Raw genomic sequence first — 17162 nt, forward strand, 5'->3', positions numbered from 1 at the left:
TGCGCTTACTGCGTCATTTTTGTATCTACATGGGGGAAGCGCCACACAAGGCACAGCACAAGGATTGGAATGCCGTGGTGCAGTCGTTGAACAACATGGAAGTCGCCAGCTTGAAGGTTAACCAGGTTCTGGTTGCATTGGCTAACCGGGATGCCTGGCTCAAGCTCCCGGTCGACCGCTTTCTGGGATGCGCGTCAACGTGCTCACGGGTGCAGCCCTGCCTAGTCCCGCTGCAATAATCCGTTCTGGATCCTGACACGGTCGCCAACTTTCAGACCGCCCGTCGAGCTTTGGTTCAGGGTCTGGTAGGAGCCGTTGTCCATGCGGATGGTAATCGCGTAGCTGGCAGGTTGCTGATTACGCTGTTCCAGTTGGTGTCCAACGTAGGCGCCGCCTGCTGTGCCCGCGACCATTGCAACCGTTTTGCCGGTGCCTGACCCTACTTGGCTGCCGGCAAGGCCACCGGCGAGGGCACCGATCAGTGTCCCTAGCCCGTAACCCGTACCCGCCAAGCCCTGGTAGCCCTGATTGGCTGGGACAATGGATTGCACGACACCACGGCCAGAATAGGCTGATGTTGTCTGGGTGACTTCTGGGCTGTTGTAGATCGGGGTTGAGGTGTTGTTTGGGGGATAGAGTTCAGCGCATGCGCTGAGAGTCAAGCCGCAGACCAGGCCAACGATGGCGTTGAACGTGTTCAGGGTACTCACTTCACATCTCCTCTTGTGTTGATTGCTGAGCGCGTAGGGCGTACAGAAAGGGCTTGGAATACGCGACCACACGCCATTCAACGACTGTGATCAACATTGCGCTCAATACCCGGAAACGTCGGTGCGGTAGCGCACAATTCGGGAAGGTGTTGAGTGCCTTGGGCGGACAGATAGCGCTACGCTTGTACAGCGCTTGTGTTCTGCATAGGGAGTCACTCATGAGGCACATTGAAGTCCATAAAACTCACCGTACCGGGTGGCTGCGTGCTGCAGTGCTTGGTGCCAATGACGGTATCGTCTCCACCGCCAGCCTGATCCTGGGTGTGGCGGCGGCCGGCGGCAGCGCCGCAAGTATTCTGGTCGCCGGTGTGGCGGGTCTTGTTGCCGGTGCGATGTCGATGGCCGCAGGTGAGTATGTGTCGGTCAGTTCGCAGGCGGATACCGAGCGTTCCGACCTGGAGAGGGAACGTAAAGAGCTGGCGGCGGATCCTGCACATGAACACGCCGAGCTGACTGATATCTATGTTGGCCGTGGGCTCGATAAGGAACTGGCCAGTCGCGTCGCTACACAGTTGATGGCGCACGATGCGCTGGGTGCGCATGGTCGCGACGAACTGGGTATCTCCGAGACATTGGCCGCGCGACCGGTGCAAGCTGCCCTGGCCTCGGCAGGTACGTTTGCAGTCGGTGCAGCATTGCCATTGTTGACCGTTCTGTGGGCACCGGAGTCGCTGTTGATGTATGCCGTGGCAGGCAGTTCGCTGCTGTTCCTGATGCTTCTGGGGGTGCTGGCAGGCTACACCGGCGGTGCCTCTGTGGTGACGGCCGCTGCCCGCGTGACCTTTTGGGGCGCTCTGGCCATGGGCTTGACGGCGGGCGTTGGCGTTTTGTTTGGCGTCACGGCCTGACGCGCGTGCGCCAGGCTATGGGGCAGCCGTAATCAACGGCCGCGACGTCGAGACACCACCGCTTCGATATTCTTGCGGCCAATCAGCTTTGGCTGTTCATGCAGCACGCGCTCACCCAGCCATTTGTACATCACCAGGCAGTCGACCAGGCCCAGGCGCGCGTGCTGGTACGCCTTGGGCAGGCGCCCGACGACCTCGAAGCCAAGCCGTTGCCAGAGGGCCACGGCCACTTCGTTGCTCGACACCACCGAGTTGAACTGCATCGCCATAAAGCCGCTATCGCGGGCCAGTTGCTGGGAGTGTTCGCACAGTGCCCGTGCTACGCCTTTACCCCGTGCTGCCTCGGTGACCATGTAGCCGCAATTGCACACATGGGCGCCTGGGCCGGCGGCGTTGGCCTTCAGGTAGTAGGAGCCAAGCAGCTCGCCGTTCTCCTCCGCTACGAGGGTATGCAAGGGCATTTCCAACCACAGTTGGCGTGCCTGCTCGTACGTGATGGCGGGGTCGAAGGCATAGGTTTCGCGGGCGCTGACGATGGCCTTGAAGGTCGGCCAGAAGTGCTCGAAGTCGGCGGCGGTCATGGGGCGGATGTGAATCATGCTGTTCTCGGCGGGGGCGTGCGGGTGGGCTGGCTGCAACTGACGTGCGCGCCAGCCTGGCGATGCCGGGATTATTGCTCGACCTTGCCTACCGCATCCAGTGCCCGTGCCGAGTAAACCAGTGCGGCACCCGCGTTCATCGCGACGGCAACACCCAGCGCTTCGGCAATTTCTTCCCGGGTGGCACCGTGTTTCACGGCCTGAGCCGAATGCACGGCGATGCAGCCATCGCAACGGGTCGTGACGGCCACGGCCAGCGAGATCAGTTCACGGGTTTTGGCGTCGAGGTGGTTGGTTTTTTCGCCGGCAGCGCTGGCGGTCAGGTAGCCGCTGACCGTGTCCGGGGAGAGTTGCTTGAGGTCGCGAATGCCGGCCGTCAGCTGTTTACGGTACTCGTTCCAGTCCAACATGGTGTTCACCTTGTGTGTTTCGACAAAATGAACAGTGAAGCTAGTTTTTCGGCCGTTGCTGTGCCGTTGGTCGATAGGCGCAGGGCAGGGACGTAGGTCGTCATGGCAAGGCGCGGCACAACCTGAGGGCGCCGGCCATGCCGACACCCCCGCAACGGGTCAGATGTAAATGAAGATCAGCGCCAACACGGCCACTACCGCCCATTTCTCGGCGTAGTAACGTGCGCGGTTGCGCTTCTTCAGCGCTTTGCCGCGCTCGCGGATCTTGTAGATGCGGGTGAACAGGCGGTTGATACCGCCGGTCTTGTCCCCGTCAGCATTTGGCGCAGCAGCGGCGGCCATGACATTGCGGCTGAACCAGCGGTTGAACGCCGTGGCCCAGCGGTACTTCAGGGGCCGCTCGATGTCGCAGAACAGGATGATACGGTTTTGATCCGTCTGGTTGGCGGCATAGTGGATATAGGTTTCATCGAACACGACACCTTCGCCATCACGCCAGTGGTACTTCTCACCGTCCACGTCGATATAGCAGTCCGGGCTGTTGGGGGTGTCCAGGCCCAGGTGATAACGGTAAGAGCCGGCATACGGGTCGCGGTGGCGAACCAGTTTAGAGCCTGGCGGCAGGGTGGCGAACATGGCCGCTTTGACCGTGCCGATACCTTGCAGCAGTTCTGTGGTACGCGGGCACAGCTTCATGGCCGAAGGGTGGCTCTCGCCGTACCACTTCAGGTAGAAGCGTTTCCAGCCACTTTTGAAAAAGGAGTTGAAACCCACATCGTCATAGCGCTGCGAACTTTTGATTTCGCCGACATTCAGGAGTTGTTGGGCCTCTTCGCGGATGGCTTCCCAGTTGTCCTGCAGGGGCTTGAGCTCGGGAAATGAGTCTGTGCTGAGGTAGGGCCGGGCGGGCAGCCTGGAGAACAGGTAGAGGAAAACGTTGACGGGCGCGAGGAAGCTGGAGTGGTCGCCCAACTGGCGGGTCAGTTTGTGCCGAACACGGCCGCGCAGGTGAACATAGGCAATCGAAAAGACGAACAGAAGAACGAGAAATAGTTTCATGCGGGCTTACTTGTCGGTGTGGCTATGAGCCATGGCGTAAGCGCGCCAGCATAAACAATCGCATCTTGTCTTTGAACAAATTGTTACCGTTTGGCAGGTCGACTTATGTGCAATACCCAGTCGGGATTTACCCGATAGTCCTGCGCATTCGACGATGCCTGAACCCACTTTCGAGCGCCGTACTGCGTGTGGCAAATCAGTCATTGGAGAAGCCCGCTTGCCGGCGATGCTATCGCCGGCAAGTCCCCAGGACGTCATGCCGCGCCGTTCAACCACCAGCGAAAGACGAAGAAAAACACCATGCTCAACAGCATGCTGATCAAGGTATTGCGGGTCAGTAGCACCAGCACGACCGCCACCAACGAACCCAACAGGTACGGGTTGGCAGGGTTCAGGTCAAGCTGATGCTCGGGCATGAAGATAATCGGCCCGCAGATAGCGGTGAGCATGCCGGGTACCGCAAAACCAAGGAACTGCCGGGCATTGGAGCTCAAGCGCAGCGGCAGGCGGGGTTCGAGAAAGGCGTAGCGGTTGAGAAACACCACCAGCCCCATGCCGACGATCAGCAGGAACATCATGCGCGACCTCCGCTCAGTTTCTGGCAGATAAACCCGGCGCTCATGCCCAGCAGGCCGGCCAGCACCAGTGCGGTCTCCCAGTGCCAGAAACTGAACAGTACCGAACTGAACAGCGAAACTGCGACGCACACCACCGTTGGCAGGTTACGTACCAGTGGCGCAATCAAGGCCACGAAGGTGGCGACGATGGAAAAATCCAGGCCCAGCTTGTCCAGGTGCGGAATGTTCTGGCCCAGCACGATGCCGGCCAGGGTGAACAGGTTCCAGGCCACATAGAAGGTCAGGCCTACGCCCAGTGCGTACCAGCGGTTGAACTGTTGTTTGTCGTACTGGCTGGTGAGGGCGAAGAATTCGTCGGTGAGCAGAAAGCCCAGGCCCAGCCGCCAGCGCGCAGGCAGATCGGAAATCACGGGGCGCATCGACAGGCCGTAAAGCAGGTGCTGTGAGGTCAGCAGCAGGGTGGTCAGAATGATCGAGAACAGATTCGCGCCGCCCTTGAGCATACCGATGGCGACCAGTTGTGCCGCACCGGCGAAGACGATTGCCGAGAGGCCTTGACCTTCAAGCGGTGTCAGGTTGGCTTCGATGGCCATCGAGCCGGCCAGCAGGCCCCAGGGGGCAACTGCCAATGACAACGGCAGGATGGCAATGGCGCCATGGATAAATGCCTGGCGGGGGAGGTGTGGGTGAGTCATGGTCTACAAACGCGACGTGAAAGGGGGGCATAGCATGCCAGAGAGCCTGCCCCACGGGTTGAATGATGTTGCCAGGGCGCAAGGTGACTGCCGAGCGCCTGCTCAGCGTTGGCTGGTCAGGCGATGCTGGGCGGTTGCGCAGCCATTGGCATCGACTGCCTTGCGGTACCACATCTGGCGCTGCGGTCGGTCGACGGCGCCGAGCAGTCGATAGACCTCGGCCTGGAAGTCACGTTGCTGGCCCCATTGCAGGGTCAGGCCCTGATTGCCTTGGGGACGGCACTCCAGGCGCACGGCAGGTTGCGGGTAGTAGGTGGCATAGCGCGTGGCATCCTGTACGGTTTTCTTCAGGGCCGCCCGATAGGCACTGCTGTCGCGGTACTCGGTACACAGCGAGTTGATCTGCAGCGAGGCCGGTGCGAAACCCTGGCTAAGGCTGGCTGCCAGTAACGGGCAGGCCAGTGCCGGCACCTCGTCGGGGCTCAGGTAGGTCATGTAGTAGAGCGCCAGTCGGTACTCGGCGACCGGGTGATCGAGGGCAACGGCTTTGCGCAGCAGTTCCACACCCGGTGCCAGGGTTTGCACCAGTGCCGTGCCCTGGCGAAGCAGGTCGTCCTTGGTCGTGCTGGCTTGTGGGCTGAACGTACTGGCCTCAGTGTCAGCCTGTTCCAGAAACGGCAGGGCCTGGCGATACAGCAGGTCGGCGTGAGGGTCGATAGGGGCATCGGCCCAAGCCACGCAGGGTGCCAATGCCGAATACACCGTCAGCACACGTAGGCAACGTTTCACTGGGCTGAACCTGTGATCAGGAGGACGTGGTCCACTGGGGCAGGCCAGAGCAGGGTAGAAGAGCTGATGACGGTGTGCATGGTTCGATCCGGTGGTCCCGCAGGGAAAAGGATGTTTCCTGACGGCGCTATTCTAGCGGTTGCAGCCTGGCAGCTGAAGTGATGGCTCAAGCCTTGGACGCGATGTTGTCGGGATCGGGGTACCGGAATACGACGGTGCAGGTGGCCGCTCGGGTAGAATCGACGCTTACGAGTCCGTTCGGGGGTTGCAGTGGTGGATGTACAACAGGGCTTCGTCCTGACCCGGCATTGGCGGGATACGCCTGACGGTACCCTGGTGGAATTCTGGCTGGCGACCGATGCCGGCCCCCGACATGTACGCCTGCCGGTGCAGACGTCGGTGGCCTTTGTCCCGGCCGAGCAGCGGGCCCGGGTCGAGGCCTTGCTGGCTGGCGAGCGTGATGTCGAACTGCGCCCGCTGGGCCTCTGTGATTTCCAGCACCGCCCGGTACTGGGCCTGTATTGCCGCCAGCACCGTCAGTTGATGCAACTGGACAAGCGTTTGCGGGCGGCCGGCATCGAGCTGCTGGAGGCTGATGTCCGCCCGCCCGAGCGCTACCTGATGGAGCGCTTCATCACCGCCCCGGTGAGTTTCACCGGGCGAGTCGACGCCAGCGGTGTATGGCTGGATGCTCAGCTCAGGCCCGAATCGGACTATCGCCCGCCGTTGAAGCTGGTATCGCTGGACATCGAAACCACCGAGCGCGGTGAGTTGTACTCCATTGCCCTGGAAGGCTGTGGCCAGCGCCAGGTGTACATGCTGGGGCCGGCCAACGGCGATGACCAGGCCGTGGATTTTGACTTGGAGTACTGTGCCAGCCGTGCGCAATTGCTTGAGCGGCTGAATACCTGGTTGGCCCGTCACGACCCGGACGCGATCATTGGCTGGAACCTGGTGCAGTTCGACCTGCGGGTGCTCCATGAGCATGCCCAGCGGCTGAAGGTTCCTTTGATCCTCGGGCGAGGCGGCGAGCCGATGGAGTGGCGCGAGCATGGCAGTCGTTCTCATTTTTTTGCCGGTGCCGCCGGGCGGTTGATCATCGACGGCATCGAAGCGCTGCGCTCGGCCACCTGGAGTTTTCCGTCGTTCAGCCTGGAAAACGTTGCCCAGACCTTGCTCGGCGAGGGCAAGGCAATCGACACGCCCTACCAGCGTATGGATGAAATCAATCGCATGTTTGCCGAGGATAAGCCGGCCCTGGCCCGCTATAACCTCAAGGACTGCGAACTGGTGACGCGGATTTTCGCCAAGACCGAACTGCTGACCTTCCTGCTGGAGCGCGCCAGCGTTACCGGCTTGCCCGCTGACCGCAGTGGTGGTTCGGTGGCGGCGTTCTGTCACCTGTACATGCCACTGATGCACCGTCAGGGCTTTGTGGCGCCCAATCTCGGCGGCCGTCCGGACGAAGCCAGCCCAGGGGGCTTTGTCATGGACTCGCGGCCCGGCCTGTACGAGTCAGTACTGGTGCTGGATTACAAGAGCCTGTACCCATCGATCATCCGGACCTTCCTGATCGACCCGATCGGGTTGGTCGAGGGCCTGCGCGAACCAGGCGATGCCACGTCGGTGGCAGGTTTTCGGGGGGCGCGGTTTTCGCGTACCCGGCACTGCCTGCCCTCGATTGTCGAACGGGTGTGGCAGGGGCGTGAAGCGGCCAAGCGAGAACGCAATGCCCCGTTGTCCCAAGCCTTGAAGATCATCATGAACGCGTTCTACGGGGTACTCGGTTCCAGCGGTTGCCGGTTCTTCGACCCACGGCTGGCATCGTCGATCACGATGCGCGGCCACGAAATCATGCGTCGTACCCGCGAACTGATCGAGGCTCAAGGGTATGAAGTGATCTATGGCGATACCGACTCGACCTTCGTCTGGCTCAAACGTACCCACAGTGAAGACGATGCAACGGCCATCGGCCGACGCCTGGTGCAGCAGGTCAACCTGTGGTGGCAAGCACATCTGCAGGCGGAGTATGGGCTGACAAGTGCATTGGAATTACAGTTTGAAACCCACTACCAACGCTTTCTGATGCCAACCATTCGTGGTGCCGAGGAGGGCAGCAAGAAGCGTTATGCAGGCTTGGTGCGCCGTGCAGATGGGCATGACGAGATGGTCTTCAAGGGCCTGGAAACCGTGCGTACCGATTGGTCGCCGCTGGCCCGGCAGTTCCAGCAGGAACTCTACCAACGGATCTTCTTGCGCCAGCCTTACCAGGCTTATCTGCGTGAGTATGTGCGGCAAACGCTGGCCGGTGAACGGGACGAGCAACTGATCTATCGCAAGCGCCTGCGTCGACCGCTGGCGGACTATCAGCGTAATGTCCCGCCACACGTGCGCGCCGCGCGGCTGGCCGATGACTATAACGACCGCCAGGGACGTCCACGCCAGTACCAGAACGGTGGCTGGATCAGCTACGTGATCACCTTGGCCGGGCCTGAACCCTTGGAGAGCCGCAACGCGATGATCGATTACGATCATTACCTGACCAAGCAGTTGCAGCCAATCGCCGATGCAATCCTGCCGTTTGTAGGCGATAGCTTCAGTGCCTTGATTGACCGGCAGATGGGCCTGTTCTAACGCCGGGTGTCCGCGCGCGGATTAGATGAAACTCGATGCGCGAGCCGATGGACGGCAGCAAAGTGCAGACCATCAGCTATCCTCTGGTTCAATGGATTCAGCCTTTTCATAGCGCGTCGGGTGGGGCTTGGTCATCGGAAGTTACCGTTGTCTTGCGTACATGGTCGGTACAGTCGTTTAGGCTCGCAGGTCGGATCTTTCTTCAGGATTCGTAGCCTATGGAGCATTGAAACAAGAAGGAGAGGCGTATGCTCGTTCGTTCACTGACCCTTGCCACCCTGCTGGCTGTTGCCTGCCCCTTGATGGCTGCCGACAGCGACGGCCCCCTCGCCCTGGAGCGGGGTAGAACCCGACCCTTGATCATCATTGCGCCCAGTACGGTAGACCCGACGCTGGTCAGCCTGAAAAAGGCCCTGGATGAACCGGCCAACCGTCAGGCGTTCACTGAGCGCAACATGGTGCTGTTCACCATCGCCAACACCATCGGTCAACGCGAAGGCAAGAACATGGACCCGCAAACCACCATGGCCTTGATTCGCGAGCTCAAGCTTGGTGCCAGCGTGGGGACCAAGGTGATTCTGATGGGCAAGGATGGCGAGAAAAAGCTTGAGCGCATCGGTGCGGTTGACCCCAAGGAAATTTTCAGCACCATCGATCAGTTGCCGGCCAGCGAAAAAGAAATGGTTACGACGACACCTGTCGTGACAGAGGCTGCGCCAGGCAAGGAGGGCAAGGAGGGCAAGGAGGGCAAACCGGGAAAACCGGCGAAGCCTGCAAAACCGGCAGCACCGCCCAAGCCTCTGGAAGATTGATCTCCCCCCGGTAAAGCGACAACCAGGTGCCTGCGGCAATGCTGCAGGCCTTCACCCTCACTCAATTTCCCGTGAATGATTCTCGCTAAGCAGTAGGATATTGCTCACTTTATTGTTATGTTATTACATAGTAAATAAAGGAGCCCCCATGAATCACCCGCTAGGAAGGTTGTACCTTGGCCTGTCGGCAGGCCTGCTGAGCGTGCCCGCCACCGCCGAACAAACCGTAGTCCTCGATGCCGTCACGGTCAGTGACAGTCGTTTTGAAGAGCGTGCCGATGGCCCCGTACAGGGTTACCGGGCCACGCGCTCCAGCACCGCGACCAAGACTGATACCGACATCCGCGACACCCCGCAGAGCATCAGCGTGGTACCCGCCCAAGTGCTCAAGGATCTCAACAGCACACGTATTGATCGCGCACTGGATTTTGCCGGGGGGGTATCGCGGCAGAACAATTTTGGCGGCTTGACCTTCCTTAACTACAGCGTGCGGGGGTTCACCACCGGCGAGTTGTACAAGAATGGTTTTGCCGTCAACCGGGGCAGCTACAGTGCGCCGGATACCTCGAACATCGAGCGTATCGAAGTGCTCAAGGGGCCTGCTGCCAGCCTGTATGGGCGAGGCGACCCCGGCGGGTTGGTGAACATCGTGACCAAACGGCCCGAGGCCGACGTCTTCACCCGGTTCAAGGCCAGTGCCGGCAGCTGGGACCGCTATCGCAGCAGCCTGGATGTGAACACCCCGCTCAATGACGACGGTTCACTGCTGTCGCGGGTTAACCTGGCGGTGGAAGACAACGGCAGCTTCCGTGACCATGTCGACAGCCAGCGACGGATTGTCAGCCCGTCGCTGAGTTGGCAGCTCAATCCGGACACACAACTGTTTGTCGATGCAGAGTTCTCCCGTACCGAGGCGGTGTTCGACCGTGGCATTGCGGCCGTGAACAACGAACTGGGCTCAGTAAAACGCTCGACCTTCCTGGGCGAACCCAACGATGGCCGTATCCGCAATGACAATCAGACGCTGGACCTGGCGCTGGAGCACTACCTCAATGACAGTTGGAAGCTGCGTCTGGCCAACCATTACACCCAGGGCAGCCTCAACGGTGACAGCTCGGAAGCCTCGCGGGTGGTTGGAACGGCCGTCAGCCGGTTCTACCGTCAGCGGGACTTCGAGTGGAACGACAACATCACCCAGGCTGAACTGCATGGCCGTTTCGAGGTGGGCAACTGGCAACACCAGACACTGATTGGCCTGGAGTACGAGAACTACCGCAACAGCCAGAAGTATCCGCAAAGCGCAACGTCACTCGACTATGGCCTGGATGTTTACAACCCGGTCTATGGCCAGCCCAAGCCTGCCATCGTCAAAGCCAACGACTTCTTCGAGCGCACCGAAAGCTACGCCCTGAACCTGCAGGACCAGATCGTCTTCACCGAACGGCTGCGGGGGTTGCTCGGCGTTCGTCTTGAGCATATCGAACAGACCGCACAGAACCGCACCACTCAGGTCAGCAACACCCAGGAAAAAGATGCCGTTACGCCTCGGCTAGGCCTGCTGTACCAACTGACACCGCAGGTGGGGGTGTTCGCCAACGCGTCGACCTCGTTCAAGCCCAACGGCATAGGCACACAGGGCGAGGTCTACACACCGGAGAAAGGCCTGGGTTATGAAACCGGGGTCAAGCTCGACCTGTTCGACAGCCGCTTGGGCGCGACGATTGCGTTGTTCCAGATCGACAAGGAAAACGTCATCACCACCGATGCCAATGGCGACAGCATCGCGGCGGGCAAGGCACGCAGCCAGGGCCTGGATGTACAGTTCAGTGGCCAGTTGAGCGATGCCGTGCGCGTGATTGGGGCCTATGCCTACATCGACGCTGAAGTCACCAAGGGCGATGCCAACGTGCCCAAGGGCAGTGACTTACTGGGGATTCCCCAGCACAGCGGTAGCCTGATGGCGGTGTATGAATTCCAGGACGGTGCCTTGCGTGGCGCTGACGTTGGTGCCGCAGCCAACTATGTCGGTGAGCGTTCAGGACTTGCCGGTGGCGATTTCCGGTTGCCGGGTTACAGCACGGTCGATCTGTTGGCTCACTACAAGGCGACCGAGAACCTCACACTCGGTTTGAACCTCAACAACCTGTTCGACCGCACCTATTACGAGCGCAGCTACAACGCGGCGTGGGTCATGCCGGGTGATCCCCGCAACATCAGCCTGAGCCTGGCCTTGAGCCTTTGATCCTGACGTGGCCCCGTGTGCCAGGCTTGCCTGCGATAGTATCAACTCGGTTCGCGTGCGTATCTGATGCCGTCAGGCGGTAACGGCCTGTCCGGGAGGCGCAACCCGCGCTGTCTGTTTCAACTGCTGCCGATAACGCGGCAGTGCCAGGGCCAGGAAAACCGCAGCCAGTACCAGCAGTGAGACGGAAGAGGCGAGGGCATAGCGCAGTGATTCACCCCCCAGGGTCGGGACGAAGAAGTCACTGAGCATGCCAATCAGCAGCGGACCGACACCCACACCGAGCAAGGTCATCGACATCACAAAAATAGCGGTGGCCTGGGCCAGGCGCGAGGCCGGGAACAGGTGGGTGATCGCACTCAGGCAAGGTGTTGCCCACCACACGCCGAAGAACCCGAAGGCGCTGTAGAACAGGAACGCTTGCGGTACGGCGATGCTGCCGATGTGGAAGGCGACGCCTTGTGGCCAGAGGAAGTAGGCCAGTGCAAAGGGGATGCTGATGAGTGTGCCCAGCAGTGGTACACCGATTTGCCAGCCGACATCGCGCCGTGCCATTCGGTCGGTCAGCAGGCCGCAGGTCAGGGTGCCGATAGTCGAGCCGGTGCCGCCGACCACACCTACCAGGAAGCCGGCTTCCTGCAGGTTCAGGCCATGGGAGCGAATGAGGAAACTCGGGCTCCAGGTACCGATTGCGTAGCCGGCAATCGCTGCAGCGCCACCGGTCAGCACCAGCCACAGGAATGATGGCATCTGGAACAACTCGACCAGCGTCTTGAACCAGCCTTCCTGCTGCAATGTCGCGTTGTCCAGGTGCGCTGGCGGCAGGGCAGGTTTTGGGGCGCGTACGGTCAACAGCAGGAGCAGGCCAAGGAAGATACCGGGGGCGCCGATCAGCAAGAAGGCGTAGCGCCAGCCATGGTGCTGGGCAATCCAGCCACCCAAACCGAGGCCGACGATTGCACCCAGGCTTGAGCCCAGCATCAGCACGGCCAGTGCTGTCGAGCGGCGCCGTGCCGGGTACAGGTCCGAGACCATGGCTACTGAAGGCGCGGTACCGCCGGCTTCACCGACGGCTACGCCGATCCGTGCCAGCACCAGTGTCAGAAAGCTGCCAGCCATCCCGCAGAGCATGGTCATCAGGCTCCAGGCGATGCAACTGAAGGCAATGACCGGTTTGCGCCCGATGCGATCCGACAGGCGCCCCAGGGGGAAGCCAAAAACCGTATAGAACACCGCGAAGGTCACGCCCGACAGTAAGCCGATGCCGGTGTCCGAGATGCCGAATTCGAGCTTCACCGGTTCGATCAGAATCGCCATCAACTGGCGGTCGATGTAGTTGAAAACGTAGATGCTGGCGAGCACGAAAAGCGCGTAATGCGTTCGCCATGTCACGGGGTTGGATGCGTTCACTGCGGGTGCTCCCGGTCTTGTTCTAGTGGGCTTGATCGTCAGTGCATCCTGCTGTTTTTTCATCGTCCGTTCAGACCATTTTTCCCGTAGTTACGGGCATTTGGCTGCGATGTCCGGGCAGGCAAATCTAGTCTTGTCGGACGATGTTTCAGTCTCGCTCAGGGTGAATCATTCAGCCCATATCCGGTTTTGCGCAATCCCTGGCCGCCTTTCGGTGAGCAGCCTGGCATCGCCGGAAACAATAAGACGTAAAGGAGCTGACATGAGCATCTTGTTCGAGCCGGTGTGCCTCGGTGAACTGCAGCTGGCCAATCGTATCGTCATGGCGCCGATGACCCGCAGTCGTGCCGATGCAGGTGCGGTACCAAGCGCTGACATGGTCGAGTACTACCGCCAGCGCGCCAGCGCCGGGTTGATTGTTGCCGAGGGTACGGCGCCGTCGGCCAGTGGCCTTGGCTATTGCCGTACACCGGCGATCTACACCGGCGAACAGATTACCGCATGGCGCCAGGTGACCCGCGCCGTGCATGACGCAGGCGGTCGTATCGTACTGCAACTGATGCATGTGGGACGCGCTGCCAGCCATTACAACAAACCCGGCGGTGCTGCCACTGTGGGCCCTTCGGCAGTACGCGCACGCACTCAAGTGTTCAGCGATGCCGTTGGCCTGGTCGATACCGACAGCCCGCAGGCGTTGACCCTGGAAGGCATCGCCGCTGTGATCGAGGATTACCGTCAGGCGGCGTTGAATGCACGTGAAGCCGGTTTCGATGGCGTCGAGTTGCATTGCACCAGCGGTTACCTGCCGATGCAGTTCATGGCGGCGGGCAGCAACCAGCGTACCGATGCCTACGGCGGCTCGGCGAGCAACCGGGTGCGGTTTGCCAAGGAGGTGATCGAGGCCATGGCCGCAGCAATCGGCGCCGGCCGTGTGGGCTTTCGGATGTGCCCGGGCAACCCCTACAACGATATCGACGACCTCGACCCGGCAGGCACCGCTGCCGCTCTTTGTGCTGCCGTGGCACCGCTGGGCCTGGCGTACCTGCACATCATGCGTTCGCCTGTGGCGGGTCTCGATGCCTTTGCCCTGGCGCGTGAGCACAGTGCTCTTGGGCTGATCCTCAACGATGGCTTTGATGGCGCATCGGCCAGCGCCGCGCTGGAGGCGGGCGAGGGGGCAGCGGTGTCCTTCGGGCGACATTTCATTGCCAACCCCGACCTGGTCGAGCGTTTGAAGCGCGGCGTGCCATTGGCCGGGTTTGACCGCAAGACGCTCTACACCTCTGGCCCTCGTGGCTATACGGACTATCCCACCTATCAGGCCGATGTTCTGGAGGTGACGCCATGAGCCGGAGTAACCTGGCCGGCGTCCTGTCGAGTGACCCCGTACCCCGTGAGCAGACCCAGGCGATTCTGGATCGACGCTCGGCTGCCAGTGCGCAGATCAAGCCCCGTGATCACTACACCCTGGCCGATCGGCTGGAGCAGCAGGCCATCCGCCATGCCGATCGAACATTCCTGATCTATGGCGAAGAAGCCCTGAGCTACGCCGAAGTCGATGCCCGCGCGAACCAGATGGCCCATACCTTTTACGCCAATGGCCTGCGCGTCGGTGATGTCTGCGCCATCGTGATGGAGAACCGTCCGGCGTTCTTTTGCACCTGGTTCGGCCTGGTCAAGCTGGGGGTGGTGGTCGCGTTCATCAACACCCAGGTCAATGGTCGACCGCTGTTGCATGCGCTGGAAACCACCGGCGCCAAGGCACTGGTGGTTGGAGAAGAGTGCCTGGCCAATATCCAGGTTACCGAAGGCCTGCCGGAACTGGACTACTGGCTGATACGCGATCCGGAGACCCCATGGCCCGGTGTGCTTCCCAAAGGTGTTGATGGGCATTTCGCTGCCCGCCTGGACAGTGCGCCGCGCAGCCCTTTCCCCAGGGATGAGCGTGCGGGCGTCGAGGCCCAGGCCCCGACCCTGCTGATATTTACCTCCGGTACTACCGGCTTGCCCAAGGCTGCACGCTACAGCCACATGCGCTGGATGTCGTCTGGCGATGTGATGGACGTGACCCTTGAGGCCACCTGCGACGACGTATTTTATTGCTGCCTGCCGCTTTACCACGGCGCTGCCGCCACCTCGGTAACCTCCACCGCGCTGCGTGCCGGCGCCAGTATTGTGGTACGCCGCAAGTTCAGCGTGCGTGAGTTCTGGAGCGACGTTGCCCGTCATCGCATCAGCGTGTTCCAGTACATCGGTGAAATCTGCCGCTACCTGCTCAACCGGCCAGTCGCCCCGGGTGAGCGCCAGCATAGTCTGCGCTGCATGCTCGGTGCCGGCCTGACACCGGATTCCTGGCAACGCTGGATCGAACGTTTTGGACCGATCCAGGTTTTTGAAGGCTGGGGCGCCACCGAAGCCAACACCAACCTGATCAATGTCGACAACTACATCGGTTCGTGCGGGCGTGTACCCGACTGGAACAAGACCAATCTGCGGCTGGTGCGCTTCGATGTCGAAAATGACTGCCATCCGCGCGACGAGAACGGCTTCTATCAGCGCTGCGAAGTGGGTGAAGTGGGTGAAGCCATGGGTTTCATCGTCGATCACCCGGATATCGGCGGTGGGCGCTTCGAAGGCTACACCTCGGGCGAGGCTACCGAGAGCAAGATTCGCCGCAATGTCTTTCGCGAAGGCGATGCCTATTGGAGTTCGGGCGACTTGTTGCGCGAGGACGCCGATGGCTACTGTTATTTCGTCGACCGTATCGGCGACACCTTCCGCTGGAAGAGCGAAAACGTCTCCACCCAGGAGGTCGCCGATGCCCTGGCGGATCTGCCGGGCCTTGAGCTGATCAATATCTATGGTGTGCAGGTGCCGGGGCATGAAGGGCGCGCCGGCATGGCCGCCGTGCTGATGCAGCCAGGTCAGGCGTTCAATCCCGAGGCGCTGTATGCACTGAGCGAAGCGTGCTTGCCACGTTACGCCGCGCCGGTGTTCGTACGCGTGACGGCAGCAGCGGACCTGACCAGCACCTTCAAGTTGCGCAAGGTTGATTTGCAGCGCCAGGGCTACTGCCCACGTGCCTGCAGCGACCCGTTGTTCATCCGTGATGAGCACACGCGAACCTACCAGCCCTATTCGCCAGAGGTGTTGGCGCGCGTTGGCCTGGCGCCGTTCGCGGGTGCCCACCATGGCTGATCTCGACGCGAACGGCCATGAACTGCGTAGCGGCCTGCGCTATCCGTGGCCGCAGGCCCCGTCTGCCGGAGAGGTGTGTGAGGTCGCGCCGGGGATGCTCTGGTTGCGCATGCCTCTGCCGTTTCGTCTGGACCATATCAACTTGTACCTGCTGCGCCATAACGAGGGTTGGGTCGCGGTGGATACCGGTATGAACACCGCGCAAACCCGTGAGGTCTGGGAGCGTGTGTTGAGCGAAGCCTGCGCGGGCCTGCCGCTGCTAGCGGTGATCTGTACGCATTATCACTCCGACCATGCCGGTGTCGCGGCCTGGCTGGCAGAGCGCTTTCGCTGCCCGGTGTACATGACTGCCAGCGAGTATCAGGCACTGCACGTCAGCGTCCCGTCGGATCAGCCGCCGGGCTGGGATTTTCTGGCGTTTTACCGCAAGGCCGGTTTCAGCGCCGAGCAGGCCACTCAGATGCACGAGGTGATCCAGAACGGGCATTTCCGGCCTGCGCATTTCAACAGCTATCGGCGTTTGCGTGATGGCAGTCGCCTACACATCGGCGGTCGCCTCTGGCAGGTGGTTATCGGCCGTGGGCACTCGCCCGAACACGCCTGTCTGTTTGCTGAAGAAGATGGCCTGCTCATTTCCGGTGACCAGGTGTTGCCACGTATCACCCCGACGGTCGGCGTACATGCCACTGAACCGGAGGCCGATCCGCTGCGCGACTGGCTGGCTTCCCTTGAGTACCTGCGCGGTTTGCCGGACAGCGTTCTGGTTCTGCCGGCCCACGAACGACCGTTCTTCAACCTGCATCAGCGTCTGGATCAGTTGCAGGCCCATCACCAGGCTCACCTGGCGCTGCTGTTGGCCAGCTGTGATGAGCCGCGGAGTGCGCTCGAACTGATGGCTGTGCTGTTCCCGAAGCTGTCGGGTCGTTTCGACGAACTGATGGCGCTGGGTGAAACGTTGGCGCATGCCAACTACCTCGTGGCCGAAGGGTCGCTGTTGCGGGAGGAACACCGCGGGCTTCACCAGTATCGGCGTTCCGCCCAGGGGGCACCTGCTGTCACGCCGCTCGTGGTGTTTTGAGCGGCCGGACAGCGGCAATGTTCAACATTCCAGGCGGCCA

Annotated in this window: 15 protein-coding genes; 7 read left to right on the top strand and 8 right to left on the bottom strand. The window is 61.1% G+C overall.

Annotated elements, in window-relative coordinates:
- Window positions 1-221: 221 nt before the first annotated feature.
- Window positions 222-710, bottom strand: coding sequence for an outer membrane lipoprotein (locus IE038_RS18140; RefSeq protein WP_189396052.1), 489 nt, complete (start codon window positions 708-710; stop codon window positions 222-224).
- A 218-nt stretch (window positions 711-928) separates the two neighbouring features.
- Between IE038_RS18140 and IE038_RS18145 the strand changes: the two genes are divergently transcribed.
- Complete coding sequence (locus tag IE038_RS18145) at window positions 929-1618, top strand: VIT1/CCC1 transporter family protein (RefSeq protein WP_163931533.1); 690 nt, start codon at window positions 929-931, stop codon at window positions 1616-1618.
- A 32-nt stretch (window positions 1619-1650) separates the two neighbouring features.
- Here IE038_RS18145 and IE038_RS18150 read toward each other — a convergent pair whose 3' ends face one another.
- The 6 genes from IE038_RS18150 to IE038_RS18175 form a co-directional block, all read right to left on the bottom strand.
- Window positions 1651-2217: a GNAT family N-acetyltransferase gene (locus IE038_RS18150; protein ID WP_189396053.1), complete on the bottom strand. Its 567-nt coding sequence runs from the start codon at window positions 2215-2217 to the stop codon at window positions 1651-1653.
- Window positions 2218-2288: 71 nt separating this feature from the next.
- Complete coding sequence (locus IE038_RS18155) at window positions 2289-2627, bottom strand: carboxymuconolactone decarboxylase family protein (protein WP_189396054.1); 339 nt, start codon at window positions 2625-2627, stop codon at window positions 2289-2291.
- Between the two features lie 159 nt (window positions 2628-2786).
- Entirely contained in the window at window positions 2787-3686 is a 900-nt protein-coding gene (lpxO, locus tag IE038_RS18160) for a lipid A hydroxylase LpxO (RefSeq protein WP_065758656.1), read from the bottom strand.
- Between the two features lie 254 nt (window positions 3687-3940).
- Window positions 3941-4264, bottom strand: coding sequence for an AzlD domain-containing protein (locus IE038_RS18165; protein ID WP_163931530.1), 324 nt, complete (start codon window positions 4262-4264; stop codon window positions 3941-3943).
- Window positions 4261-4959 carry an AzlC family ABC transporter permease gene (locus tag IE038_RS18170; RefSeq protein WP_163931527.1) on the bottom strand — a complete coding sequence of 233 codons (699 nt, stop codon included), beginning with the start codon at window positions 4957-4959 and terminating at the stop codon, window positions 4261-4263. The genes IE038_RS18165 and IE038_RS18170 overlap by 4 nt, the downstream gene beginning before the upstream one ends.
- A gap of 102 nt (window positions 4960-5061) precedes the next feature.
- Window positions 5062-5748: a sel1 repeat family protein gene (locus tag IE038_RS18175; protein ID WP_163931524.1), complete on the bottom strand. Its 687-nt coding sequence runs from the start codon at window positions 5746-5748 to the stop codon at window positions 5062-5064.
- Between the two features lie 273 nt (window positions 5749-6021).
- Between IE038_RS18175 and IE038_RS18180 the strand changes: the two genes are divergently transcribed.
- The 3 genes from IE038_RS18180 (at window position 6022) to IE038_RS18190 (ending at window position 11436) form a co-directional block, all read left to right on the top strand.
- The gene (locus tag IE038_RS18180) at window positions 6022-8382 is read left to right on the top strand and encodes a DNA polymerase II (RefSeq protein ID WP_189396055.1); all 2361 of its coding nucleotides are present in this window, start codon (window positions 6022-6024) and stop codon (window positions 8380-8382) included.
- Window positions 8383-8630: 248 nt separating this feature from the next.
- Window positions 8631-9194 carry a DUF4174 domain-containing protein gene (locus IE038_RS18185; RefSeq protein WP_163931521.1) on the top strand — a complete coding sequence of 188 codons (564 nt, stop codon included), beginning with the start codon at window positions 8631-8633 and terminating at the stop codon, window positions 9192-9194.
- 148 nt (window positions 9195-9342) lie between these two features.
- Complete coding sequence (locus tag IE038_RS18190) at window positions 9343-11436, top strand: TonB-dependent siderophore receptor (protein WP_163931518.1); 2094 nt, start codon at window positions 9343-9345, stop codon at window positions 11434-11436.
- Window positions 11437-11508: 72 nt separating this feature from the next.
- Here IE038_RS18190 and IE038_RS18195 read toward each other — a convergent pair whose 3' ends face one another.
- Complete coding sequence (locus IE038_RS18195) at window positions 11509-12846, bottom strand: spinster family MFS transporter (protein WP_189396056.1); 1338 nt, start codon at window positions 12844-12846, stop codon at window positions 11509-11511.
- A 262-nt stretch (window positions 12847-13108) separates the two neighbouring features.
- Between IE038_RS18195 and IE038_RS18200 the strand changes: the two genes are divergently transcribed.
- The 3 genes from IE038_RS18200 to IE038_RS18210 are packed head-to-tail and all read left to right on the top strand — an operon-like array spanning window position 13109 to window position 17122.
- Entirely contained in the window at window positions 13109-14194 is a 1086-nt protein-coding gene (locus tag IE038_RS18200) for an alkene reductase (protein ID WP_163931515.1), read from the top strand.
- The gene (locus IE038_RS18205; RefSeq protein ID WP_163931512.1) at window positions 14191-16044 is read left to right on the top strand and encodes a long-chain-acyl-CoA synthetase; all 1854 of its coding nucleotides are present in this window, start codon (window positions 14191-14193) and stop codon (window positions 16042-16044) included. Before IE038_RS18200 ends, IE038_RS18205 begins: the two co-directional genes overlap by 4 nt.
- Window positions 16037-17122: an MBL fold metallo-hydrolase gene (locus IE038_RS18210; protein ID WP_189396057.1), complete on the top strand. Its 1086-nt coding sequence runs from the start codon at window positions 16037-16039 to the stop codon at window positions 17120-17122. The genes IE038_RS18205 and IE038_RS18210 overlap by 8 nt, the downstream gene beginning before the upstream one ends.
- Window positions 17123-17162 lie beyond the last annotated feature (40 nt).

It is taken from the genome of Pseudomonas laurentiana, assembly GCF_014648275.1.
Taxonomy (GTDB): domain Bacteria; phylum Pseudomonadota; class Gammaproteobacteria; order Pseudomonadales; family Pseudomonadaceae; genus Aquipseudomonas; species Aquipseudomonas laurentiana.

Excerpts from the sequence above, each read along its gene's own strand:
- IE038_RS18150 (WP_189396053.1), bottom strand. The coding sequence starts at position 2,217 with ATGATTCACATCCGCCCCATGACCGCCGCCGACTTCGAGCACTTCTGG.
- IE038_RS18200 (WP_163931515.1), top strand. The coding sequence starts at position 13,109 with ATGAGCATCTTGTTCGAGCCGGTGTGCCTCGGTGAACTGCAGCTGGCC.
- IE038_RS18145 (WP_163931533.1), top strand. The coding sequence starts at position 929 with ATGAGGCACATTGAAGTCCATAAAACTCACCGTACCGGGTGGCTGCGT.
- IE038_RS18185 (WP_163931521.1), top strand. The coding sequence starts at position 8,631 with ATGCTCGTTCGTTCACTGACCCTTGCCACCCTGCTGGCTGTTGCCTGC.
- lpxO (WP_065758656.1), bottom strand. The coding sequence starts at position 3,686 with ATGAAACTATTTCTCGTTCTTCTGTTCGTCTTTTCGATTGCCTATGTT.
- IE038_RS18165 (WP_163931530.1), bottom strand. The coding sequence starts at position 4,264 with ATGATGTTCCTGCTGATCGTCGGCATGGGGCTGGTGGTGTTTCTCAAC.
- IE038_RS18170 (WP_163931527.1), bottom strand. The coding sequence starts at position 4,959 with ATGACTCACCCACACCTCCCCCGCCAGGCATTTATCCATGGCGCCATT.
- IE038_RS18210 (WP_189396057.1), top strand. The coding sequence starts at position 16,037 with ATGGCTGATCTCGACGCGAACGGCCATGAACTGCGTAGCGGCCTGCGC.
- IE038_RS18155 (WP_189396054.1), bottom strand. The coding sequence starts at position 2,627 with ATGTTGGACTGGAACGAGTACCGTAAACAGCTGACGGCCGGCATTCGC.
- IE038_RS18205 (WP_163931512.1), top strand. The coding sequence starts at position 14,191 with ATGAGCCGGAGTAACCTGGCCGGCGTCCTGTCGAGTGACCCCGTACCC.
- IE038_RS18190 (WP_163931518.1), top strand. The coding sequence starts at position 9,343 with ATGAATCACCCGCTAGGAAGGTTGTACCTTGGCCTGTCGGCAGGCCTG.